Below are 23,602 nucleotides of genomic sequence, written 5' to 3'. Positions count from 1 at the left end.
CGCCAGAGAACCCGTAGACTTGTGCGGTGATTCTTCAGGGCTTGATTCCGGCGCTTTCGCGCGCCTCCACGTTCGACAACGCCCTCGCCTTCGCGGCCCGTGACGCCGACTTCTCGCTCACCGAGGGGCTGCGTGCACCCCTGCTGGCCGCCCTGATGGAACAGCGGAGCCGTTTGGACAAGGGCCGTGCCCTGCTCGTGATCACCGCCACCGGGCGGGAGTCCGAGGCGCTGCGGGAGAACCTCGGCTGCTTCTCCGACGACGCCGAGATCGTCGAGTTCCCGGCCTGGGAGACCCTGCCGCACGAAAGGCTCAGCCCGAGCGCCGAGATCGTCGGCCGCCGGCTCTACGCCCTACGGCGGATGCGCGACTGGGAAGCCCAGGATGCGGCCGTGCGCCGCCCCCTCATCGTGGTGGCCTCCGTGCGCGCCGCCCTGCAGCCGGTGGCCGACAACCTCACCGACTTCGCCCCGCTCGAGTTGACCGCCGGTGCCCGCGGGCACGACCTGGCCGCCATCTCCGTCGACCTCGTCAACGTGGCCTACGCCCGCGTGGACATGGTCACCCGCCGCGGCGAATTCGCCGTGCGCGGCGGCATCCTCGACGTGTTCCCGCCGATGGCCCCGCACCCGTACCGCATCGAGTTCTTCGGCGACGAGGTGGAGCAGATCCGCGCGTTCGCGGTCTCCGACCAGCGCTCGATGCCCGAACCCGTTGCCTCGGTGAGCCTGCCGCCGAGCCGGGAACTGCTGCTCAGCCCCGCAGTGCGCCAGCGTGCCAGGGAGATGCAGCACGAGTTCCCCAGCCTCGCTGGCTTGCTCGCCAAGGTGGCCGAGGGCATCCCCGTCGAGGGTATGGAGAGCCTGGCGCCCGCCCTCGTCGACAGGCTCGTGCCCGTGACCCACTACCTGCCCCGGCAGGCCGCCGTCGCCGTGATCTCGCCGGAGCGGGTCGCCTCCCGCGCGATCAGCCTGGCCGAGACCAACCGGGAGTTCCTCTCCGCCGCCTGGAACGCCGCCACAGCCGGCGCGGAGGCACCCATCGACCTGGCCAGCGGCGACTTCCTCAGCCTCGGCACCCTGCGCGACGCCGTGCGGTACTCGGCGCCCGGCGCCCCCGCCACCGAGCGGGTCTGGTGGACAATGAGTTCGTTCCAGGCCGCGCCCACCGACATCGAGGTGCTGCCGGAGCACCGTGAGATCGACGAACTGCTCACCATCCGTGTCGAGGGCGACGCGGTGCCGAGCTTCGCCGGCAGCGTCGAGGGCGCCGTCGGGCACCTCGGCAGCCGGATGAAGGATGGCTGGACCGTCGCCGTCGTCGCCCAGGGCGCCGGCCTCGTCGAACGCGCCGCCGACGTGCTCGCCGGCGCGGAACTGCCCGCCCGTATCGTCGAGGAGTTCCCGGCGAACCCCGAGCCCGGCATCGCCTACCTGCTCAAGGCCTCCATCGCGCACGGCTTCGAGATCCCCGAGACCAAGCTCACCCTGGTGAGCGAGAGTGAGTTCTACGGCCGTACCGTCGGCTACGACGCCCGGCAGATCAAGAAGCTCGCCAGCCGGCGGAAGAACGTCGTCGACCCGCTGCAGCTCAAGACCGGCGACCACGTCGTGCACCAGACCCACGGCATCGGCCGGTTCCTCGAACTCACCCAGCGCGAGGTCTCCAGCGGCGGCCGCAACCCGGTCAAGACCACCCGCGAATACCTGGTGCTCGAATACGCCGCATCCAAGCGCGGCCACGGCGGCGACAAGCTCTACGTGCCCACCGACCAGCTCGACCTGGTCTCCCGCTACGTCGGCGGCGAGGCCCCCGCCCTGTCGAAGATGGGCGGCAGCGACTGGTCGGCCGCCAAGACCAAGGCCCGCCGTGCCGTGCGCGACATCGCCGTCGAACTCGTCAAGCTCTATTCGGCCCGGATGGCCAGCAAGGGTCACGCCTTCGGCCCCGATACCCCGTGGCAGCGGGAGCTCGAGGAGGCGTTCCCGTTCGCGGAGACACCCGACCAGCTCACCACCATCGAGGAGGTCAAGGCCGACATGGAGCGGCCCATCCCGATGGACCGGCTGCTCTCCGGCGACGTGGGCTTCGGCAAGACCGAGGTGGCCGTGCGCGCTGCGTTCAAGGCCATCCAGGACGGCAAGCAGGTGGCCATGCTCGTGCCCACCACCCTGCTCGTGCGCCAGCACATGGAGACCTTCCAGGAGCGCTTCGCCGGCTTCCCGATCCACCTGCGCGCGCTCAGCCGGTTCCAGACCGACAAGGAATCCCGCGAGACCGTGGCCGGCATGCTCGACGGCACCGTCGACATGGTCATCGGCACCCACCGGTTGCTCTCCGAGAGCACGGTGTTCAAAGACCTCGGCCTGGTCATCATCGATGAGGAACAGCGCTTTGGCGTCGAGCACAAGGACGCGCTGAAGAAGCTCAAGACCAACGTCGACATCCTCGCGATGAGCGCCACGCCCATCCCGCGCACCCTGGAGATGGCCGTCACCGGCATCAGGGAGATGTCTACGCTGGCAACGCCGCCGGAGGACCGGCACCCGATCCTCACCTTCGTCGGTCCCTACTCCGACCGCCAGGTGGCCGCCGCCATCCGCCGCGAGCTGCTGCGCGAGGGCCAGATCTTTTTCGTGCACAACCGGGTCTCCAGCATCAACCGGGTAGCCGCTCAGCTGGCCGAACTGGTGCCGGAGGCGCGCATCGCCGTGGCGCACGGACAGTTGCCCGAGGCGCAGCTCGAGCAGGTGGTGGTGGACTTCTGGGAGAACAAGTTCGACATCCTGGTCTCCACGACCATCATCGAGACCGGCCTGGACATCGCCAACGCGAACACCATCATCATCGACCGGGCCGACAAGTACGGCCTCAGCCAGCTGCACCAGCTGCGCGGCCGGGTGGGACGCGGCCGGGAACGGGCCTACGCCTACTTCCTCTATGACGAGAACAAGCCGCTGAGCGAGATCGCGCACGACAGGCTGGCCACCATCGCGGCCAACAACGAACTCGGCGCGGGCATGCAGGTGGCGCTGAAAGACCTCGAGATCCGCGGAGCGGGCAACCTGCTCGGCGGCGAGCAGGCCGGCCACATCGCCGGGGTGGGTTTCGACCTGTACCTGCGCATGATCGGCGAGGCCGTGTCGACCTTCCGCGGCGACGTCGCTGAGGGCCAGACCGAGCTGCGGCTCGAGCTGCCCGTGGACGCGCACATCCCCGAGGAATACGTGGACAGCGAGCGCCTCCGCCTCGAGGCGTACCAGAAGCTCTCCGGCGCCAGCGGACTCGCTGCAGCGGCCGACCAGATCGGCCTCGTGCTCGAGGAGCTCACCGACCGCTACGGCGAACCGCCGGAGGCCGTCACCAACCTCATCGCCGTCTCCCGCCTGCGCCGCCACGCGCAGCAGGCGGGCCTGGGCGAGGTCGTCGCGATGGGCTCCAACCTGCGGGTCGCCCCGGTCGACCTGGCCGATTCCATGCAGGTGCGGGTGCAGCGGATGTACCCGGGCGCCAAGTATTCCGCGGCCGCGGGTTCCATGATCGTGCCGCTGCCGCGCGTGAACGGCGAGCCGCTGGCCGATGCCGCGCTTATCGCGTGGACGGGAGCGCTGCTGGATGCTGTATTTCCGCGGCCCGTCGATACTGCCGTGCCCGCACACTGACGACGACGGCCGAGACCAGGATCGCGAAGCCGGAGCCCAGCAGCACGGCGAGGGTGGCCTCGTCGATCACCTCAGTGCTGCCGGCGAAGGCGAGCGCGCCCATCAGCAGTGACACCGTGAAGCCGATGCCGCCCAGGCAGGCGACCATGATGATGTCGGCGAGCTTGAGGCCGGCCTTGGAGCCGGCCGGGCGACGCGAGATCAGGCTGCCCAGGGCGCCGGCCAGGGTGATGCCGATGAGCTTTCCCACCGGAAGTGCCACCAGGATTCCCCAGAACGCCGGGCTGAGTTCGGCCAGACTCACCTGAGGGATGGCCACGAGCGCCGCCGAGAATGCGAACAGCGGCAGGATCACCGCGTTCGAGTACGGCTCGAGGATGTGGTGGGTGCGGCCGGCCGGGATGCGGGCCATCACCAGGCCGAGGATGACGCCGGCGATGGTGGCGTGCACGCCGGACAGGTAGGTGAAGTACCAGGTGGCCATGCCCAGAACCGTGAGCAGCACGATGATCGGCCAGATCGGCTTGCGGCCGAGCACCCACCCGGAGCGGGGCTTGAGCAGCCGGCTCATGACACCGAACAGGGTCGCGGTGATGACGGCGAAACCGATGTACTGCAGCTGCGGGTCCGAGGTGAAGAAGAACGCGATGATCAGGATGGCCACGAGGTCATCGAGTACGGCCAGGGCCAGCAGGAACACCCGCACCCGGGTGGGAATGCCGCGGCCGAAGACCGCCAGTACACCGAGCGCGAAGGCGATATCGGTGGCCGTCGGCACCGGCCAGCCCGCCGCGAGGCCGGAGCCCTGCGTGAGCAGCAGGTAGATCCCGGCCGGCACCACAACGCCGCCGAGGGCGGCGAGGGCCGGCAGCGCGGCCTTGCCGACGCTGTTCAGGTCGCCGATCACGAGCTCGCGCTTGAGTTCGATGGCGATGAGGAAGAAGAAGACCGCCAGCAGGCCGTCGCTGATCCAGTGCTTCGCCGACAGGTCGAGTCCGAAGACGCCGGTCTGCAGGTGCTGGTTGGCGGCGTCGATCAGGGCGGGCCCGAACGTGAGGTTCGCGGCGACGAGGCCGAGGATCCCGGCGAGAAGGAGGAACCCGGCGGCGTAGCGCTCGGATCGGATGAAGGTCATACGGTGTCCTGTCCATCCCGGCCGGAGAACGCCCGGGGTCTGTTGTGAGTCGAGAGCGAAACACTTCGCCCGCCGACCAGACTTCCCGGCACACCTGCGCCCAGTTTAGCCGGGCCGGGGCGAATCCTGCCGCCTACGATGGAGTGTGACCGATTCCAGCCAGCCCACGCCATCCGCCTTCGACGAGCTCGTGGGCACGGTGGCCCGTCTGCGCGCGCCCGGCGGCTGCCCGTGGGACGCTGAACAGACCCACGAGTCGCTCGTGCAGTACCTCACCGAGGAGACCCACGAGCTGATCGAGGCCATCGAGACCGGCAGCCGCGACGACCTGCTCGAGGAGCTCGGCGACGTGCTCTACCAGGTGGTCTTCCACGCGGCCATTGCCGCCCAGACCCCCGACGAGGGCTTCGACATCCAGGATGTGGCCGCGCGGATGACCCGCAAGATGGTCGGCCGGCATCCGCATGTCTTCGGCGACGCAGCCGAGCAGAGCCTCGATGAGGTCGTGGCCGGGTGGGACGACGTGAAGGCCGCGGAGAAACCGCACCGCACGAGCGTTCTCGACGGCATCCCGCAGGGCATGCCTGCCCTCGCGCTGGCCGACAAGGTGCTCGGCCGCGCCCAGAAGATCGGGTTGCTCGAGACGGATGCGCCCGGGCTGCTCCCGATCGACAGTGAGGCCGAACTCGGGCCGATCCTGCTCGCCATCGTGTCGGCGGCCAAGGCCCAGGGGCTCGACTCCGAGCGGGCGCTGCGCACGGCCGTCCGCGACCTGCAGGACGAGATCCGCGCTGCCGAGCAGAGCGACCCGACCGACGCCGGAATCATCGGGCTGCCCAGCGCATAGCGCGGCCCAGCCGGGCCCGCTAACGTCGAAGCATGACCGAAACCTCCTTCAACGCGCTCCTGACCCGGCAAATCGGCAACGAGTTCGCCGCGTCCCAGCAGTACATCGCCATCGCCACCTGGTTCGACAGCCAGGACCTGCCGCAGCTGGCCAGGCACTTCTACCGCCAGTCCGTCGAAGAGCGCAACCACGCCATGATGCTCGTGCAGTACCGCCTCGACCGCGGCCTGGAGGTCGTGATCCCCGGCATTCCCGCCGTCATCAACGGCTTCGCCAACATCGTGGAACCCATCGCCCTGGCCCTGGCCCAGGAACAGCAGGTCACCGGCCAGATCGAGGCGCTCTTCCGCGCTGCCCGCGCCGACGGCGATGCGCTCGGTGAGCAGGCCATGCTCTGGTTCCTCAAGGAGCAGGTCGAGGAGGTCGCCTCCATGTCGACGCTGCTGACCATCGCCAAGCGCGCCAAGGACAACCTCTTCGACATCGAGAACTTCATCGCCCGCGAGCAGGTCGGCGACGGCGGCGGCGACACCGACGCTCCCGGCGCGGCCGGCGGCGCCCTCTAACTGTTGCCGAAGCGGGCATCTGCGGCCGGTACGCCGGACGCAGATGTCCGCACGGGGAACAGTTTTCGCCGGGGGAGCTGCGGGGGAGCGGCGGGGGACCTGACAGAATTGGGGCCATGGCAACAGCAGTGACCCCTCCCCGCGGCATGCGCGACTTCCTCCCGGCCGACAAGGCCACCCGTGAGAGGGCGCTGGGCGTCATCCGCACCAGCTTCGCCGCGCACGGCTTCGACGAGATCGAAACCCCGGTGATGGAGGACACCGCGCGGCTGCACTCCGGGCTCGGCGGCGACAACGAGAAGCTCGGCTTCGCTGTGCTCAAGCGCGGGCTGGCCCCAGCCGACCTCGTGGCGGCCGCGGAAGCCGACGACCTGCTCTCGCTCACCGACCTCGGCCTTCGTTTCGACCTCACGGTGCCCCTGGCCCGGTTCTACGCCAGCCACCGCGCCGAGCTGCCCGCCGTGTTCCGCTCCATCCAGATCGCCCCCGTCTGGCGTGCCGAGCGCCCGCAGAAGGGCCGCTACCGCCAGTTCATGCAGTGCGACATCGACATCATCGGGGAGGCCGGCCCGCTGGCCGAGATCGAGCTGATCACCGCCACCGTCGCCGCGCTCGACAACCTGGGGCTGGCCGGCTGCTCGATCCGCATCAACGACCGCCGCATCCTCAGCACCATGCTCGCCACCTGGGGTGTGGCCGCGAACCTCACCGAACGCGCCCTGATCACCCTCGACAAACTCGACAAGATCGGCGTCGACGGCGTCGTCGCCGAACTGGGCGGGCTCGGCATTGACACCACCGGCCTGGCCGACACCCTCGCCGGCTTCAGCGACGCCGGCTGGCCCGACCCGGCGGATGCGCCGACCTGGCTCGACGCCGCGGCCTACGCCGACCTCGCCGCCCTGCGCGCCGCCCTGCCCGGTGTGCGCCTGGAGTTCGACCCCACCCTGGTGCGCGGCATGGGCTACTACACCGGCACCATCTTCGAGATCAAACACCCGGAGCTGGGCTACTCGCTCGGCGGCGGTGGCCGCTACGACGGCATGATCGGCCGGTTCCTCGGCACCGACGTGCCCGCCTGCGGGTTCTCGATCGGTTTCGAACGCATCGTCGACCTGCTCGCCGGCTCCGACGAGGAGACCGGGAACGCCGTCGTCCTCGTGCACGAGAAGGACGCCGATCCAGCCGCGCTGGTGGCGCTCAAGGCGGCGCTGGTGGCCGATGGCCTCCGGGTGCGGTTGGAGAAGCGCACCAAGAACCTCAAGGCGCTGCTCGAGCGGGCCGGAGCCGCCGGCTACGGCCGGTTCGCCTTCGTGACCGACGACACCGTCGACGCGGCCGCGCTCGTTTTCAAACCGCTGGGCGATTGAACGATCGATGAACGCCGGGGCGACGGGACTTCAGTCCTAAAGCGCCCCGCGCGTGCGATCACTAGACTGTTCTCGGACTGGAACACAGCGGCGTCTTCCTCAAAATCCAATCGGACTTAGAAATCCAAAAGAAGATCGACAGACAAACAGGAGATAGTTGTGGCTCTTATTGACGCAGTTGTTGCACGCGAAATCCTCGACTCTCGGGGAAACCCGACCGTCGAGGTCGAGGTCCTTCTCGAGGACGGCACGCTGAGCCGTGCCGCCGTTCCCTCAGGCGCCTCGACCGGCGCTTTCGAGGCCTATGAGCTGCACGACGGTGACAAGAAGCGTTACCTCGGCAAGGGCGTGCTCAAGGCCGTCGGCTCCGTCACCGACGAGCTCGGCCCGGCCGTCGAAGACCTCGACGCCGCCGACCAGCGCATCATCGACATGGTCCTCAACGAGACCGACGGCACCGTCAACAAGGAGCGCGTCGGCGCGAACGCCATCCTCGGCGTGAGCCTGGCCGTCGCCAAGGCCGCAGCGGCCTCGGCCGACCTGCCCCTCTTCCGCTACCTCGGTGGCCCGAACGCCCACACCCTGCCGGTGCCGATGATGAACATCATCAACGGTGGCTCGCACGCTGACAACGACGTCGACATCCAGGAATTCATGGTTGTCCCGCTCGGTGCCCCCACCTTCAGCGAGGGCCTGCGCTGGGGCGTTGAGGTCTACCACGCCCTCAAGGGCCTGCTGAAGAGCAAGGGCCTCGCAACCGGCCTCGGCGACGAGGGTGGCTTCGCTCCCAACCTGCCGAGCAACCGTGCGGCCCTCGACCTCATCGTCGAAGCCATCACCCTGGCCGGCTACACGCCCGGCACCGACATCGGCCTCGCGCTCGACTGTGCAGCCACCGAGTTCTTCAAGGACGGCGTCTACCACTTCGAGGGCAAGGAACTCACCTCCACCGAGCTCGTCGCGTACTACGCCGAGCTTCTCGAGGCGTACCCGCTCGTCTCCATCGAAGACCCGCTCGAGGAAGAGGACTGGGACGGCTACGTCCACCTCACCGCGCAGCTCGGTGACAAGGTGCAGATCGTCGGAGACGACCTGTTCGTCACCAACCCGATCCGCCTGGCCAAGGGCCTCGAGCTCGGCGCTGCCAACTCGATCCTCATCAAGGTCAACCAGATCGGCACCCTGACCGAGACGATGGATGCTGTCGCCCTCGCCCAGCGCGCCGGCTACAAGGCCGTCATCTCGCACCGCTCCGGTGAGACCGAAGACACCTTCATCGCCGACCTCGCCGTCGCCACGGATGCCGGCCAGATCAAGACCGGTGCCCCGGCCCGCAGCGAGCGCGTTGCCAAGTACAACCAGCTCCTGCGCATCGAAGAAGAGCTCGGCGAGGCCGCGGTCTACGCCGGCCGCTCCGCGTTCCCCCGCTTCACCGCGTAACAGCATCTGACGGAAGGACCCCAGCCCTACCGGGCTGGGGTCCTTTCTGCGTGGGGCCCCCGCCGCCCGGCCGCCGGGGGCCGGCTGCCTGCGGATTTGCACAGGATCACCACACCCGTCACCCGTGTCGGACGGCGAGGGCCGAAACATCTGGCACTCTAGAACAGGGGGATTCCGCCGCCCGGCGCGCGCCGGGCGCTGCCGCCGACAACGGATGAGGAGCAGCATGACCTGGAACAACTCCGGCATGACCCCGCCCCGCCTCCCCGAACCGCGCCGCCCCAAGGTCAAGCCGCGCGCGGAGCCGACGAAGCGGCCCGCCCAGGTCGCCCACCAGGAGACCGCCGCCGGCAGCTGGCTGCGCGGCCTGCGCCTGTCCGGTTTCTCCTTCGTGATGATGGGCATCCTCGTGCTCGCCGTGGTCGTGCTCGCCCCCAGCGTGCGCACCTACGCCGAACAACGCCAGCAGATCGACGAGCTCCGCGCCAGCGTCGCTGCGCAGGAGGCCGTTGTCGACGACCTCAAGGACGAACGGGAACGCTGGAACGACCGCACCTTCGTCACCACGCAGGCGCGGGACCGGCTCTCCTACGTGATGCCGGGCGACATCAGCTTCCTCGTCCTCAACGACACCGGGGCCAGCGTCGACGCCGACGCTGACACCACAACAGTCAGCACCGCCATCCAGGACACCGACGTCGACTGGGTCGACTCGATCTTCCGTTCCGTGATGACCGCCGGACTCGCCCCACAGGAGGCAGCACAATGACCCGACCACCCTTCGATCCCGCCAGCCTGGCCGATATCAACACGGTCTCCGCGCAGCTGGGCCGACCGGCCCGCAACGTCATCGGCATCGCCGCCCGCTGCGTCTGCGGTGCTCCCACCGTGGTGGCGACGGCCCCGCGCCTGGAGGACGGCACCCCGTTCCCCACTCTGTACTACCTGTCGCACCCGGCGGCGACCGCAGCGCTGTCCTTCCTCGAGGCCACCCAGGTGATGAACGAGTACAACCAGATGCTTGCCGACGACGAAGACCTCCGCAGCCACTACCGGGCCGCGCACGAGAGCTTCCTCGCCGACCGCGACATGATCGGTGTCGTCCCCGAACTCGCCGGGGTGTCCTCCGGCGGCATGCCGGTGCGGGTGAAATGCCTGCACGCCCTCGCCGCTCACGCCCTCGCGGCGGGTCCCGGCGTGAACCCGATCGGTGACCTCGCCCTGCTCCGGGCGGCCTGGTCGCCGGCGGTGTGCGAGTGCCTGGACTATGCCCCGCCGGTGGCGCCGCCGGCCGACGCGTGAGTCGCCGCGCACGTCGGATCCTGGCCGGCCTCGCGGTCGTGCTCGCGGGCGCCGTGCCCATGGTCGCGGTGTCGGTTGACGCACCCGCCGCCCGCGCCGATCAGGTGCGCGACCTCGAATACTGGCTGAACGACTACGGCTTCAACAAGGCCTGGGGCACCAGCAAGGGCGCAGGCGTCACGGTCGCCGTCATCGACACCGGTGTCGACGGCAGCATCGCCGAACTCAACGGCGTCGTCGTCGGCGGCACGGATGTCTCCGGCCTCGGCTCGTCCAACGGCCAGACCCCGGTGGGCGACGAGAACGAGCACGGCACCCTGGTGGCCTCCCTGCTCGCCGGGCGCGGCAGCGGGGCCGGCACCGGCCTGATCGGGGTGGCCCCCGAAGCGTCGATCCTCAGCGTCTCGGTGGCGTTCGGCACCACCGGCGCCACCCTCAGCAACGACGACCAGATCGCCGAGGGCATCCGCTGGGCCGTTGACAACGGTGCCGACGTGATCAACATGTCGCTCACCCGCAACACCCTCGACTGGCCCACCAGCTGGGACGACGCGTTCCTGTACGCCTTCGAGAACGATGTCGTGGTCGTCGCGGCCGCCGGAAACCGGGGCAGCGGCACCACCGAGGTCGGGGCTCCCGCCACCATCCCCGGCGTGCTCACTGTCGCCGGTGTCGACCGTTCCAAGGAGGCCAGCTTCGATGCCTCCTCGCAGGGGATCACCATCGCCGTGGCCGCGCCCAGCGAGAAGCTCGTCGGCGTCGCCCCCGGCGGCGGCTACCTGCAGTGGGACGGCACCAGCGCTGCCGCTCCGATCGTCTCCGGGCTCGTGGCGCTGGTGCGCTCGGCGTACCCCAAACTGGACGCCGCCGGCGTGATCAACCGGGTCATCGAGACCGCCAACCCGAACGGGCACACGGTGCCGAGCCCGATCTACGGCAATGGCTTGATCGACGCGGCAGCCGCCGTGTCGGTCGCCGTTCCGCGGTCCGTCTCCGCCACGCCCACCGAGCTGCTGCAGGAGTGGATCACGCTGCACCGCCGCGCGATCACCGCGCCGGTCACCCCCACCACGCCGAGCACGGCCGTACCCGTCGTCCCCGACGCCGACCCGGCCCTGCCGGAGCGGAACACGGCAGCGGCGTGGCTGCCCAGCCCCCTCACGATCACCTACGTGAGCCTGCCGCTCGCCGTGCTGGTGGGGTTTGGTATCCTAGTAACGCTGTTCGGCATTGGGGCCACGCGGCATTTCAAGCGAATTCGTTCCAAGCACTAAATCTCGCGTATCCAATCCTTGTAGGAGGCCTTCTAATCGTGCCCAAAATTCTCATCGTCGGTGGCGGCTACGCGGGGTTCTATACCGCCTGGAAGCTGGAGAAGTGGCTGCGCCCCGGCGAAGCCGAGGTCACCATGGTCGACCCGCTGCCGTACATGACGTACCAGCCGTTCCTGCCCGAGGTCGCCGCCGGATCCATCGATCCGCGCCACTCGGTCGTGGCCCACCGTCGTCACCTCAAGAAGACCAACGTGCTCACCGCGAAGGTCACCAACGTGAACCACGCCGAGAAGAAGGCGACTATCACCCCGCCCGTCGGCGAGCCCTGGGAGTTCGACTACGACATCGTCGTGGTCACTGCCGGTGCCGTGTCGCGCACCTTCCCGATCCCCGGGGTCGCTGACCAGGCCATCGGCCTGAAGACCATCGAGGAAGCCGTCGCGATCCGCGACAAGGTCCTCACCAACTTCGACAAGGCAGCCCAGCTGCCCGCCGGTCCCGAGCGCGACCGCCTGCTGACCTTCGTGGTCATCGGCGGCGGCTTCGCCGGCATCGAGGTCTTCGCCGAGCTGCGCTCGTTCGCGAGCGCACTGCTGTCGAAGTACCCGCAGATCGCCTTCGAGGACACCCACTTCCACCTCATCGAGGCGATGGGCCGCATCATGCCCGAGGTGTCGGAGTCGACCGCGCTCTGGGTCATCAAGAACCTCGCCGAGCGCGGTGCAGAGGTGCACCTGAACACCCAGCTCACCTCCGCCGTCGACGGCGTCATCGAGCTGTCCACTGGTGAGTCGTTCGAATCCGACCTCATCGTCTGGACCGCCGGCGTGATGGCGAACCCCGGCATCGTACGCAACACCGACCTGCCGATCGAAGAACGCGGCCGCCTGAAGGTGCGCACCGACCTCCGCGTCGGCACCGAGGACGAGATCATCGACGGCGCCTGGGGCGCCGGTGACATCACGGCCGTTCCCGACCTCTCCGGCGGCGGCGTCGGCGGCTTCTGCGTGCCGAACGCCCAGCACGCTGTGCGCCAGGGCAAGCTCATGGCCAAGAACATCGTCGCGGTCCTCCGCGGCGAGGGCACGGCGGAGTACAACCACAAGAACCTGGGCGCCGTCGCGGGCCTGGGCCTGGGCGTCGGCGCATTCCAGTCCGGCAAGTTCGCGCTCAAGGGCTTCCCGGCCTGGGTCGCCCACCGTGGCTACCACGGCCTGGCGATGCCGAGCTGGGAGCGCAAGATCCGCGTTGTCGGCGGTTGGGTCCTGAACATCTTCCTCGGCCGCGACATCGTGTCGCTCGAGGCCGTGCAGACGCCCCGCGCCGTATTCGAGCAGTTCGCTTCCCGGCCCAAGCCGCCGGTCGCCGCGCCTGTCGAGGCCGCTCCGGTCAAGGCTCCCCGCGCGCCGCGCAAGGCTCCGGTCAAGAAGCCCGTCGAGGTCGCCGCCGCCGAGTCCGGCACGGAGACCGTCGCCGCACCGTAGAGTCACCGGTGGATGCCGCACTCCGGTGCGGCATCCACCCGTGCTGTCCGACTCGCAGCATTTGCCGTCTAGTCGGGCGTGCCCCCGTAGCCCAACCGGCAGAGGCAGGCGACTTAAAATCGTCACAGTCTGGGTTCGAATCCCAGCGGGGGCACCAGTTCTTTTCAGCGCAGCGTTGGTCAGCGCAGCGCCGGCGCCACGAAGCGCTGCCAGGCCCAGACGGCCACGCTCACACCGGCGAAGGCCGAGGCCACGACCCAGAGCAGCCGCACCGTGCCGTCGCCGGCCCAGCCGGCGATCGTGGGGGAGAGCAGCACGAACAGGGTCAGGAACGCCGGCACCGCCAGCGCGGCCCAGACCGGCGGTGACCAGGCCAGGATGCTGCGGCCGCTGGTGCTGCCCACCGGAATCAGCACGAGCACCGCTGAGCCGATCGAGGCCAGCACGATGGTGTTGACGAACTCGGCGGCGAGCGTGCTGAGGAACCCGTCGGCCGCCGGCAGGGTGCCCACCACGAGCAGGGCCACGAGCCCCAGGCCGAGCAGGCTGCCGGCCCGCACCGCAGCCAGACGGCCACGCTGCGCGGCCAGCGGTCCGTGCTGAACGACGACGCTGCCCAGCAGGCCGAAGAGCAGGGCGGGGTGCAACTCGAGTGCCCGCGAGGCGAGAGCGGTGATGGCGACGAGCACCAGATAGCGCGGCAGGATCGTGGTGGTCACGTCGAGGTGCATGGCCCGCGACCCCCACCACTGCGGCACGAGCGTGGCCACGGCGTTCACCACGGTGAGGGCCAGCAGTACGGCGAGGAACAGGCGCAGGTAGTTCGGCGTGCCGGCCACCGGACCGGACAAGAGCACGAAGACCGCCGCGGCGATGAGGGCGGCCCCGCCGACGACCCACTGCGCGAGTTGCACTGTCGGCGCCACCTCGAAGTCCTCGCGCGGGTGGTTCCGGCCCGCGAAGCGGTGCCCGCTGAGGATCGGCCGGCCGCCCCTGGCCCTGGAGACGGTGCCGGCCAGCAGCCGGGAGGGGATGACGAGCAGCAGCAGCGCGCCCAGGGTGAGCAGGCCGGCCTGCAGCCAGGGGAACTGCGCCACAGTCCACGGCGGGATGACCGCGGTGCTGAACTGGGTGGGATCGCTCCAGCCCCCTGGCACCGTCAACTCCGGCGGCAGGGCGCCGGCCTGGTCGTCCGGGTCGGCCGGGACCGGGGTGCCGGGGGCCGGTGTGGCGGACGGGGTGCCGGGAGCCGCGGCCGGGGGCGTCGCGGTGGGCGTGGGCGTGGCCGCGGGGGAGGGCGCCGCGGCGGTGGGCTCCGGTGTCGCGGTGGGGCGTGGCGTGGCCACGGCGGGGCCATACTGCACTCGGATGGCCGCGCTGCCAGCGCTCACATTACCCGCGGCATCCTGCTGCACGGCCCGCAGGTCGTAGGAGCCGGTCGCGACGCCGGCCCCCGAGCAGGACCAGGTACCGCCGGAGACCACGCTGCTGCAGACCGAGTAGGCGCCGGCGAAGACCGTGACGGTGGCGCCGTTCTCGCCCTGGCCGTAGTACTGGGTGCCGGCGAGGTCCACCGTTGCCCCCGCCAGGGGCGCGGTCACGACGGGGGCCGCCGGGGCGTCGACGTCGATGAGCAGCGAGATCGGGGCGCTGCCCGGGGACGAGGACGGAGCGCTGAAGCCGCTCTGCTGGGAGGCGGTGATCTGCTCGGGGCCGCTCACCAGGTCGCCCTGCATCAGGCAGGCCCAGGCGCCGGAGGCGTCCACGGTGAACGAGCAGCGCTGGCCGCTGGCGAGGGTGGCGGTCACGGTGGCGCCCGGGTAGCCGGTGCCGCGCACGAGGCCGCTGGTCGTGGCCTGCCCGGTGGCGCCACCCGTGACGGTGGGTGCCTGCAGCACCCGCACCGTGTGCGTGGCGGCGAGGCTGGCGTGGCCCGTGACGACGATGCGCAGCTTGACGGCCGGACCGCTGGGCAGCAGTACGCCCGTGCACTGCCAGCTCGTGCTGCCGTCCGCGGCGACGATGCAGAGCGGGTCGCCACCGATGGGCGAGAGCAGCTGGATCTCCTGGCCCGGGTCACGGCTGCCGGACACTGTCGTGCTGCCGCCGATGAAGCTGCCGGCGGCCGGGCTGTCGATGGTGGGCGCGGCCGCCGGAGTTGGTGTCGGTGTGGGTGTCTGCGTCGGTGACGGTGTGGCCGTCGGCGCCCGGGTGGGCGTCGGGGTGGGCGTAGCCGAGGGCGACCGGGTGGCGGTCGGTGACGGTGACGGGGACGGCGTCGGAACGGGAGTGACGGAATCGAGCGGCGCGCTGCTCCGGGTGGGCGTAGGAGTGGGTGTCGGGCTCGGCGTCGGCGTCGGCGTCGGCGTTGGGGTGGGTGTTGCCGTGGCGGTGGCCGTCGGGGTCGGGGTCGAGACGGCGGCCGAGGCCCCCAGCGGTGCTGCCAATGCCGGCCCGGCCAGCACCAGCGCCAGGAGCGCCCCGACCAGCAGGGTGGCTCGCCCGGGACCGCGTCGGGCTCGATCGAGAGACCCGGGCGCGCGGTAGTGGCGTGGCGTGAACATGAACCCCCTCCCTCCATTCCACGGGCCAAACGGGCGAAAGTCAACGTGGCGCGCCTCCCGCCCGGGAATGCGACACAGTTGTTATCTGACCGAATCCGTGCGGCCGGCGGGTCGGTACGGCATACTGGCGACTGGGTCATCTGCCCCACTCTCTGGCCCACTCTCTCCGGCGAAGTCTCGACAGCGAGGTGATCACGTGACGCGCATGTCAGCGGTCGACAGGCGCACCGCCCTGGTGAGCGCCGCCCTGCGGGTGGTGGCCGACCGGGGCGTCGCCCAGGCCACGACCAGGGCCATCGTCGCCGAGGCGGGGATGTCGCTGGCCAGCTTCCACTACGCCTTCGCGAGCAGGGACGAGCTCATGACCGAGCTCATCCGCAGTGTCGTGGCCGACGAGACCCGCGCGGTCCTGCCGGATCCGACCGGTCCTGATGCCACTGGACCCCATTCCCTGCGGCACCTCCTGCGCGACGGCCTGCAGCGCTACGTCGACCACCTGCACGCGGAGCCGTTGCGCGAGAAAGCCATGCTCGAGCTCACCCAGTACGCCCTGCGGTCGCCGGAGATGCAGCATCTGGCCGGGGAGCAGTACGACCGCTACCACGCCTTCGCCGCCGAGGCCCTGGAGTCCGCGGCACGGCGCAGCGGCTCCACCTGGCTGCGACCCGTCGACGATGTGGCCCGCCTGCTCGTGGCCCTCACCGACGGTCTCACCATCGCCTGGCTGGTCGATCAGGACGAGCGGGCCACCGCGGCTCTGCTCGACCTGATCGCCGACTCCGTGGCCGCCCTGGGGCGACCGCAATGACCGCTCGAGAGAAAGCAGACCGACCATGAGCCCCGACCTCTCCCTCGACCTGTCCGTGCGGCCGGAGGCAGCGCCCTGGCGCACCCCGCGGGCGTACTGGGGCGGACTGACCGAGGCCACCAGGGGCCTGGACACCCCGGTCGGTGCGTTGCACCTCGACGCGCTGCGGCACAACACCCACGACATGCTGAATCGTGCCTCCGGCACCCCGATCCGTGTCGCCAGCAAGTCGCTGCGCGTGCGCCGGGTACTCGAGGCCGTGCTCGCCCTGCCCGGCTATAGCGGAGTGCTCGCCTACACCCTCGCCGAGGCGCTCTGGCTGGCCGAGACCATCGACGACGTCGTGGTCGGCTACCCGAGCGTCGACACCGAGATGATCCGGCGGCTGGGCCGCTCGCCCGAGCTCGCCGGCCGGGTGACGCTGATGGTCGACTCGGTCGACCACCTGGACATCGTCGACGCCGTGCTCCCGCCGGCGAGCAGGGAGAAGATCCGGGTCTGCCTCGAACTCGACGCATCCTGGAACGCGCCCGTGCTCGGCCACCTCGGCGTCTGGCGCTCGCCCGTGCACACGCCGGAGGATGCCAGGGCCCTCGCGATCGCCATCGTCTCCCGCCCCGGCTTCGAACTCGTCGGGTTGATGGCGTACGAAGCGCAGATCGCCGGGCTCGTCGACCAGCCGGCCGGGCGGCCGCTGCAGGGCGGAGTGAACCGCTGGGTGCGCAACCACTCGATCACCGACATCGGCACCCGCCGTGCCGCAGCGGTCGCGGCCGTGCGCCAGGTGGCCGACCTGGAATTCGTCAACGGCGGCGGCACCGGCTCGCTCGAGAGCACCCACGCTGACACCTCGGTGACCGACATCGCCGCGGGCAGCGGCTTCTTCGGCGGCCACCTGTTCGACAACTACTCGGGCTTCCGGCCGGCGCCGGCGGCCGCGTTCGCCCTGTCCGTTGTGCGCAAGCCCACGGCCGCCACCGCGACGCTGCTCGGCGGCGGCTGGATCGCCTCCGGCCCGCCGGGAGCCGACCGCTCACCGCGTCTGGTCTGGCCGGAGGGGCTCAAACTGGTGCCACGGGAGATGGCCGGAGAGGTGCAGTCGCCCGTCACGGGCCCCGCGGCGCGCGCGCTGCGGGTGGGTGACCGGGTCTGGCTGCGGCACACCAAATCCGGCGAGCTCAGCGAACACCTCAACGAATTCGCCCTGATCCACGACGGTAAGGTGATCGACATGCTGCCGACCTATCGAGGCGAGGGGAAGGCGTTCCTGTGAGCGCCAGCGGCGCGCTCTGGCGCAACTGGGCGCACAGCGAGTCGGTGATTCCCGCCAGGGTCGAGCGCCCCACCAGCGCCGAGGCCGTGCGCCGCGCCGTGCTCGCCGCCGCCCGCACCGGCTCGCGGATCAAGGCCGTCGGGGCCGGACACAGCTTCTCCGGCATCGCCCTGGCCCCCGGGGTGCAGCTCGACCTGGACTGGAGCGGGGTGCTCGCCGTGGACGAAGCCGCCGGCCGGGTGACCCTCGCCGCCGGCACCCACCTGTACGAGCTGCCGGCGCTCCTGCGCCCGTACGGCCTCGCCCTGGAGAACATGGGCGATGTCGACCGGCAGACCATCGCCGGCGCCACCTCCACCGGAACGCACGGCACCGGCGCCGGGTTCACCGGCCTCGCCGGCCAGATCGTGGCCGTGACCCTCGTCACCGGGGACGGCTCCCTGCTGCACGTCAGCGAGAGCGAGAATGCCGAGCTGCTGCCCGCCGTGCGGCTGGGCCTGGGCGCCCTGGGCATCCTGGTCGACCTCACCATCCAGTGCGTGCCCACGTACCTGCTGCACGCCGTGGAGAAACCCGAACCGTTCGACGAGGTGGTGGACGCCTACCCGGAGCGCAGCGGCACCGCCGACCACTTCGAGTTCTACTGGTTCCCGCACACCGACACCGTGCTGACCAAGACCAACACCCGGCTGCCCGCGAGCGCCGCCAGGGCACCGCTCGGCCGGATGCGCCGCTGGGCCGACGACGAACTGCTCGCGAACGGCATCTACCGCGGCACCTGCGCTGCCGGGCTGGTGGTCCCGCCGTTGGTGCCGCCCATCAACCGGCTCGCCGACAGGCTCACCGGACACCGCGACTTCACCGACTTCTCGCACCGGGTCTTCGTCACGAACCGCACGGTGCGCTTCCACGAGATGGAGTATGCGCTGCCGCGGGAGCAGGTGCCCGACGCCCTCCGCGAGGTGCGGGCGCTGATCGAGAAGCGCGGCTGGCGGATCTCCTTCCCCCTCGAGGTGCGCTCGGCGGCCGCCGACGACATCTGGTTGTCCACCGGTTTCGGCCGCGACACCGGGTACATCGCGGTGCACCGCTACTTCCGCGAAAACCCGATTGAGTACTTCGCCGGGGTCGAGGCGATTATGCGCGCGCACGACGGTCGCCCACACTGGGGGAAGATGCACAACCTGGATGCGGACTCCCTGCGCCAGGCCTACCCGCACTTCGACGACTTCCTCGCCGTGCGGGACCGGCTCGACCCGGAGCGTCGCTTCGCCAACCGCTATCTGGAAAGAGTCCTCGGCCGATGAACAGCAACACCCCGGCGTCCCGCGCCTGGCAGCACCGGGCCGGGGAGCTGGGCGACCGGCTGCCGACGGGCCTTCTCATCGGAACCGCCACCTCCGGGTTCCAGATCGAGGGCGGCGCCCGTGACGTCGGCCGCGGCGAATCCGTCTGGGACCCGTTCACGCGAGCGCCCGGCCGCATCCTGGACGGACAGAACGCGTCGGTGGCCGCCGACCACATCGGCAAGCTCGACGACGACGTCACCCTGTTGCGCGAACTGGGCGGGGACGTCTACAGGTTCTCCTTCGCCTGGCCGCGCCTGCAGCCCGACGGCCGCGGTGCCCTCAACCGCGCCGGGCTGGCCTTCTACGACCGCCTGCTCGACCAGCTGCTGGCCAGCGGCATCAGCCCGATGGCCACGCTCTCGCACTGGGACATCCCGCTGGCGCTGCGCGGCGGGTGGCTGAACCGCGACACTGCCAAGCGGCTCGGCGACTACGCCCACCAGATGGGCGAGGTCTTCGGTGACCGCATCGACTCCTGGGTCACCGTCGACTCGCCGGCCGCCGTGGCCTTCAACGGGTACGCGGTCGGGCTGCACGCCCCGGGCGAGACGCTCCTGTTCGACGCCCTGCCGGCCGCCCACCACCAGCTGCTCGGCCACGGCCTCGCGGTGCAGGGCCTGCGCGCCGCGGATGTGCGCGGCCAGATCGGCATGAGCAACGTGCATTCTCCCGTGCAGCCGGCCACCGACCGGGAAGCCGACCGGGATGCCGCCACCCTCTACGACCTGCTGCACAACCGCCTGTTCGCCGACCCGGTGCTGCTGGGCCGCTACCCCGACCCGGCGGGCGTGTTCGAGAACGAGCTGCGCTACCTGCACGAGATCGAGCCGGACGACCTCGCCGCCATCCACCAGCCGCTGGACTTCTACGGCGTCACCTACCACCAGCCCAGCCGGGTCAAGGCCGGCGCCAACGTCCCGGTGAGGGCGGCGGGCCAGGGCCGAGACACGGACACCACCGGCCAGGACACCCCGGCGATCCATCGGCTGCCGTTCCGCTTGGTGCCCTTCCGTGAGCATCCGGTCACCGGATCGGGCCGGCCGAACGCGCCGGAGTACCTGCCCGTGCTGCTGGCAGAACTGCAGGACCGCTACGCCGAGGCCCTGCCGCCCGTGTACCTCACCGCGATCGGCGCCGCCTATCCGGACCGAACGGATGTGCGCGGCGCGGTGACCGACCTGGCCCGCATCGACTACCTGGCCGAGCACCTCGTGGCGGCCGTCGAGGCCGTGGCGCCGGGGGGCGCCGCCGCGGGAGTGCACCTGCGCGGCATCCTGATCTGGTCGCTGCTGGACTCCTTCGAGTGGGCCGCCGGGTACAGCCAGCGTTATGGCCTGGTGCACGTGGACTTCCTCGACCCGTCCCGCCCGCGCACCCCCAAGCTCTCCTACCGCTGGCTGCAGCAGCTCCTGGCGTCCCGCTGACCCCGCGAGGCGGTCACGGGGTGCGGCGGCGCAGGGTGATCGAGCCCAGCACCACCGCACCCACGATCCAGGCCAGGATGATCAGCAGCTCGCCGAGCACATAGGCGTCGTCTTCGCTGCCGGAGGCCACGGCGGCCAGCGCGTCGATGGCGTGCGAGAGCGGCAGGGCGTCCCCGATCGCCTGGAGCACATCCGGCAGCTGGTCGCGCGGCAGGAAGATACCGCCGAGCAGGATCTGCGGGAACACCAGAAGCGGCATGAACTGCACAACCTGGAACTCGGTGCGGGCGAAGGCGCTTGCGAGCAGGCCGAGGGTGGTGCCCAGCACGGCGTCGGCCACCGCCACGGCCACGAGCAGCCAGACCGACCCCGAGATGCTGAGCCCGCAGACCGTGACCGCGAACAGCGCCGCCAGGCTCGACTGCAGCACGGCGAGCAACCCGAACGCGAGCGTGTAGCCCAGGATCAGGTCGCCGCGGCCCAGCGGCATCGACAGCAGCCGTTCGAGGGTGCCCGTGCGTCGCTCCCGCAGCGTGGTGATGCTCGTGACCAGGAACATCACGATGAACGGGAAGAGGGCGATCATCGCGGGACCGACCGATTCGAACACGTCGGTATCGGAGAAGATCCAGGCCACGAGCCCGATCAGCAGACTCGGCACCAGCAGCAGGAGCGCGATGGTGCGCGGGTCGTGCCGGATCTGGGTGAGCACCCGGCCCGCCGTGGCGAGGGTGCGCGACGGGGTCATGCGCCGTCCCCGATCAGGCTGAGAAAGGCGGCTTCGATGTCAGCGGTGCCGGTGGCCACGAGCAGCCCGGCGGGGGTGTCGTCGGCCAGGATCTCGCCGTCCCGCATCAGCAGGAGCCTGTCGCACCTGGCGGCCTCGTCCATGACATGGCTGGAGACCAGCAGGCTGGTTCCGGCGGCCGCCAGGGCGTGGAACATCGTCCACAGGTCCCGCCGCAGCACCGGGTCCAGGCCCACCGTCGGCTCGTCCAGCACCAGGAGTTCGGGGGAGCCCAGCAGCGCAACGGCCAGCGACACCCGGCTGCGCTGACCGCCGGAGAGCGAACCGGTCAACTGGTGGGCGCTCCTGCCCAGGTCAGTGGCCTCGAGCACCCGCGTCACCTCCGAGCGCCCGGCGCCCAGCACCGCCCGGAAGTAGTCCAGGTTCTGCCGCACGGTGAGGTCGTCGTAGACGCTGGCGTCCTGGGTGACGTAGCCCACCCGGCGCCGCAACTCGGCAGAGCCGGCCGGCCGGCCGAGCACGTTCACGGCACCGGACTGCACGATCTGCACGCCGACGATCGCCCGCATCAGGGTGGTCTTGCCCGAGCCGCTCGGCCCGATCAGTCCCACGACCTGCCCGGCGGGGATCGTGAGGCTGAGGCCGCGCAGCACCCGCTGCGCGCCCCGGCAGGCGTGCAGGTCCGACACCACGACAGCCGGGCTCGACGCTGTATCCATGACTGCATTATTCGCCGGTCAGAAGCTAAAGTCACGCTTTGGGCCGCACCGTTCCTTGGAGTGTGATGGGAAGCACATGGGAGCCCCAGCCCGCGTCGTTATGATGGTGCTCTATCGCTTGTTCATCAGTACCCGCACGTTCAATCGCAAGGAGACGCTGCCATGGAATGGCTCATCCCGGTCCTCATCGTTGTCGTACTCGTTGCGATCGCGGGTATCTACCTGTGGGCGACCTACAACTCGCTCGTCACGCTCAAGGTACGGGTGGATGAAGCGTGGAGCGACATCACCGTGCAGCTCAAGCGCCGCGCCGACCTGATCCCCAACCTGATCGAAACCGTCAAGGGCTACGCCGCCCACGAGAAGTCAGTCTTCGAGAACGTCACCAAGGCTCGCGCCGAGACCCTGTCTGCCCAGGGACCGGTCGACGCCGCGGCCGCCGAGAACCACATGCAGACCGCCCTGAAGAGCATCTTCGCGGTCGCCGAGGCGTACCCGCAGTTGCAGGCCAGCCAGAACTACCTGCAGCTGCAGGGCGAGCTCGTCGACACCGAAGACAAGATCCAGGCGTCGCGCCGGTTCTACAACGGTGGCGTGCGCGAGCTGAACACCAAGATGCAGACCTTCCCGAACCACCTGTTCGCGAAGAACCTCGGCTTCACGCAGCGCGAGTTCTTCGAGGTCAGCGACTCCGCGGCCATCGCCGAGCCGCCCCGCGTCCAGTTCTAGCCGCACCACCGAAGAGGATCCATGTATAGCGCGATCGCGCGGAACAAGCGCAACACCGTCTTCATCATCGTGCTCTTCCTGGTGATCATCACCGGGCTCGGTTGGCTGGCCAACGCCGTCTACGGCCAGGGCGGCTACGGCATCCTGATCCTCACGATCGTCATCGCCGCCGGGTACGCGCTCGTGCAGTACTTCGCGGCCGGCCGCCAGGCCATCTCGATGAGCGGCGGCATCCGGGTGAACAGCGTCACCGACCACCCGCGACTCTGGCGCATCGTGGAAAACCTGTCGATCACGACAGGCACCCCCATGCCGGAGGTCTACATCATCAACGACCCGGCGCCCAACGCCTTCGCCACCGGTCGCGACCCGCAGCACGCCATCGTGGCCGCCACCACCGGCCTGCTCGACATCATGGACGACGCCGAGCTCGAGGGAGTCATGGCCCACGAGATCGGGCACGTGCGCAACTACGACATCCGGGTGTCGATGATCGTCTTCGGCCTCGTCGTGGCCGTCGGCTTCATCTCCGACATGTTCCTGCGGATGGCATTCTTCGGCCGCAACAACAACAGCAACGGCAACCCCGTCGTGCTGGTGTTCGGCCTCGTGGCCATGATCGTGGCGCCGCTGATCGCGTCGATCGTGCAACTGGCCGTGTCCAGGCAGCGCGAGTACCTGGCGGATGCCACGGGCGCGCTCACGACGCGGCAGCCGGATGCGCTGGCCAGCGCCCTGGCCAAGCTGGGCGAGTACGGCCGCCCGATGCGCAAGCAGAACACCTCGATGGCGCACCTGTGGATCGCCGACCCGCTCAAGCCCGGCGTGATGGACAAGCTCTTCGCCACGCACCCGCCGCTGAACGAGCGCATCGAGCGCCTGCACGCGATGGGCAGCAAGTTCTAGGG

General features: G+C 70.1%; 19 protein-coding genes and 1 tRNA gene. 16 read left to right on the top strand and 4 right to left on the bottom strand.

What is annotated here, in order from left to right; genetic code table 11:
• The first annotated feature begins 26 nt into the window (after nt 1–26).
• Nucleotides 27–3,662, top strand: a complete 3,636-nt coding sequence (mfd, locus tag BJQ94_RS12675; protein ID WP_265398364.1) for a transcription-repair coupling factor — start codon at nt 27–29, stop codon at nt 3,660–3,662.
• On the opposite strand, the gene BJQ94_RS12670 is transcribed toward mfd, so the two are convergent.
• Nucleotides 3,589–4,797: a Na+/H+ antiporter NhaA gene (locus tag BJQ94_RS12670; protein WP_265398365.1), complete on the bottom strand. Its 1,209-nt coding sequence runs from the start codon at nt 4,795–4,797 to the stop codon at nt 3,589–3,591. The genes mfd and BJQ94_RS12670 overlap by 74 nt on opposite strands.
• A 145-nt stretch (nt 4,798–4,942) precedes the next feature.
• On the opposite strand from BJQ94_RS12670, the gene BJQ94_RS12665 reads away from it, so the two are divergent.
• The 9 genes from BJQ94_RS12665 to BJQ94_RS12625 all read left to right on the top strand — a co-directional run bounded on the left by BJQ94_RS12665 (nt 4,943) and on the right by BJQ94_RS12625 (nt 13,237).
• Nucleotides 4,943–5,644, top strand: coding sequence for a MazG family protein (locus tag BJQ94_RS12665; protein ID WP_265398366.1), 702 nt, complete (start codon nt 4,943–4,945; stop codon nt 5,642–5,644).
• 32 nt (nt 5,645–5,676) lie between these two features.
• Entirely contained in the window at nt 5,677–6,210 is a 534-nt protein-coding gene (locus BJQ94_RS12660) for a ferritin (protein WP_265398367.1), read from the top strand.
• 116 nt (nt 6,211–6,326) lie between these two features.
• On the top strand, nt 6,327–7,580 hold the full coding sequence (gene hisS, locus BJQ94_RS12655) for a histidine--tRNA ligase (protein ID WP_265398368.1): 1,254 nt from the start codon (nt 6,327–6,329) through the stop codon (nt 7,578–7,580).
• A 159-nt stretch (nt 7,581–7,739) separates the two neighbouring features.
• Nucleotides 7,740–9,020, top strand: coding sequence for a phosphopyruvate hydratase (gene eno, locus BJQ94_RS12650; protein ID WP_265398369.1), 1,281 nt, complete (start codon nt 7,740–7,742; stop codon nt 9,018–9,020).
• Between the two features lie 226 nt (nt 9,021–9,246).
• Complete coding sequence (locus BJQ94_RS12645; protein ID WP_265398370.1) at nt 9,247–9,789, top strand: septum formation initiator family protein; 543 nt, start codon at nt 9,247–9,249, stop codon at nt 9,787–9,789.
• Complete coding sequence (locus BJQ94_RS12640) at nt 9,786–10,322, top strand: DUF501 domain-containing protein (protein ID WP_265398371.1); 537 nt, start codon at nt 9,786–9,788, stop codon at nt 10,320–10,322. The genes BJQ94_RS12645 and BJQ94_RS12640 overlap by 4 nt, the downstream gene beginning before the upstream one ends.
• Entirely contained in the window at nt 10,319–11,596 is a 1,278-nt protein-coding gene (locus BJQ94_RS12635) for a S8 family serine peptidase (RefSeq protein WP_345893443.1), read from the top strand. Before BJQ94_RS12640 ends, BJQ94_RS12635 begins: the two co-directional genes overlap by 4 nt.
• A 38-nt stretch (nt 11,597–11,634) precedes the next feature.
• The gene (locus BJQ94_RS12630; RefSeq protein ID WP_265398372.1) at nt 11,635–13,080 is read left to right on the top strand and encodes an NAD(P)/FAD-dependent oxidoreductase; all 1,446 of its coding nucleotides are present in this window, start codon (nt 11,635–11,637) and stop codon (nt 13,078–13,080) included.
• Nucleotides 13,081–13,160: 80 nt separating this feature from the next.
• Nucleotides 13,161–13,237 (top strand) — tRNA-Leu (locus BJQ94_RS12625).
• Between the two features lie 22 nt (nt 13,238–13,259).
• Here the strand turns inward: BJQ94_RS12625 and BJQ94_RS12620 are convergent.
• Entirely contained in the window at nt 13,260–15,644 is a 2,385-nt protein-coding gene (locus BJQ94_RS12620; protein WP_275875488.1) for a hypothetical protein, read from the bottom strand.
• A 205-nt stretch (nt 15,645–15,849) separates the two neighbouring features.
• On the opposite strand from BJQ94_RS12620, the gene BJQ94_RS12615 reads away from it, so the two are divergent.
• The 4 genes from BJQ94_RS12615 to BJQ94_RS12600 are packed head-to-tail and all read left to right on the top strand — an operon-like array spanning nt 15,850 to nt 20,498.
• Nucleotides 15,850–16,452, top strand: coding sequence for a TetR family transcriptional regulator (locus BJQ94_RS12615; protein WP_265400534.1), 603 nt, complete (start codon nt 15,850–15,852; stop codon nt 16,450–16,452).
• A gap of 25 nt (nt 16,453–16,477) precedes the next feature.
• The gene (locus BJQ94_RS12610) at nt 16,478–17,725 is read left to right on the top strand and encodes an alanine racemase (protein WP_265400524.1); all 1,248 of its coding nucleotides are present in this window, start codon (nt 16,478–16,480) and stop codon (nt 17,723–17,725) included.
• Nucleotides 17,722–19,032: a D-arabinono-1,4-lactone oxidase gene (locus tag BJQ94_RS12605; protein ID WP_265400523.1), complete on the top strand. Its 1,311-nt coding sequence runs from the start codon at nt 17,722–17,724 to the stop codon at nt 19,030–19,032. The genes BJQ94_RS12610 and BJQ94_RS12605 overlap by 4 nt, the downstream gene beginning before the upstream one ends.
• Nucleotides 19,029–20,498 carry a family 1 glycosylhydrolase gene (locus BJQ94_RS12600; RefSeq protein WP_265400522.1) on the top strand — a complete coding sequence of 490 codons (1,470 nt, stop codon included), beginning with the start codon at nt 19,029–19,031 and terminating at the stop codon, nt 20,496–20,498. The genes BJQ94_RS12605 and BJQ94_RS12600 overlap by 4 nt, the downstream gene beginning before the upstream one ends.
• 13 nt (nt 20,499–20,511) lie before the next feature.
• Here BJQ94_RS12600 and BJQ94_RS12595 read toward each other — a convergent pair whose 3' ends face one another.
• A complete protein-coding gene (locus BJQ94_RS12595) occupies nt 20,512–21,246 on the bottom strand; it encodes an ABC transporter permease (protein WP_265400521.1) in 735 nt (244 codons plus the stop codon).
• On the bottom strand, nt 21,243–21,965 hold the full coding sequence (locus BJQ94_RS12590; protein WP_265400520.1) for an ABC transporter ATP-binding protein: 723 nt from the start codon (nt 21,963–21,965) through the stop codon (nt 21,243–21,245). Before BJQ94_RS12590 ends, BJQ94_RS12595 begins: the two co-directional genes overlap by 4 nt.
• 162 nt (nt 21,966–22,127) lie before the next feature.
• Here BJQ94_RS12590 and BJQ94_RS12585 point away from each other — a divergent pair, with 162 nt between their 5' ends.
• Both BJQ94_RS12585 and BJQ94_RS12580 read left to right on the top strand, forming a co-directional pair.
• Nucleotides 22,128–22,694: a LemA family protein gene (locus BJQ94_RS12585; protein ID WP_265400519.1), complete on the top strand. Its 567-nt coding sequence runs from the start codon at nt 22,128–22,130 to the stop codon at nt 22,692–22,694.
• A gap of 21 nt (nt 22,695–22,715) precedes the next feature.
• A complete protein-coding gene (locus tag BJQ94_RS12580) occupies nt 22,716–23,600 on the top strand; it encodes a M48 family metalloprotease (RefSeq protein ID WP_265400518.1) in 885 nt (294 codons plus the stop codon).
• The last annotated feature ends 2 nt before the right edge of the window (nt 23,601–23,602 follow it).

The organism is Cryobacterium sp. SO2 (assembly GCF_026151165.2).
In the GTDB taxonomy this organism is placed as follows: domain Bacteria; phylum Actinomycetota; class Actinomycetes; order Actinomycetales; family Microbacteriaceae; genus Cryobacterium.
Note: the sequence above shows the minus strand (reverse complement) of the source record. Positions and strands in the feature narration are given on the sequence as shown.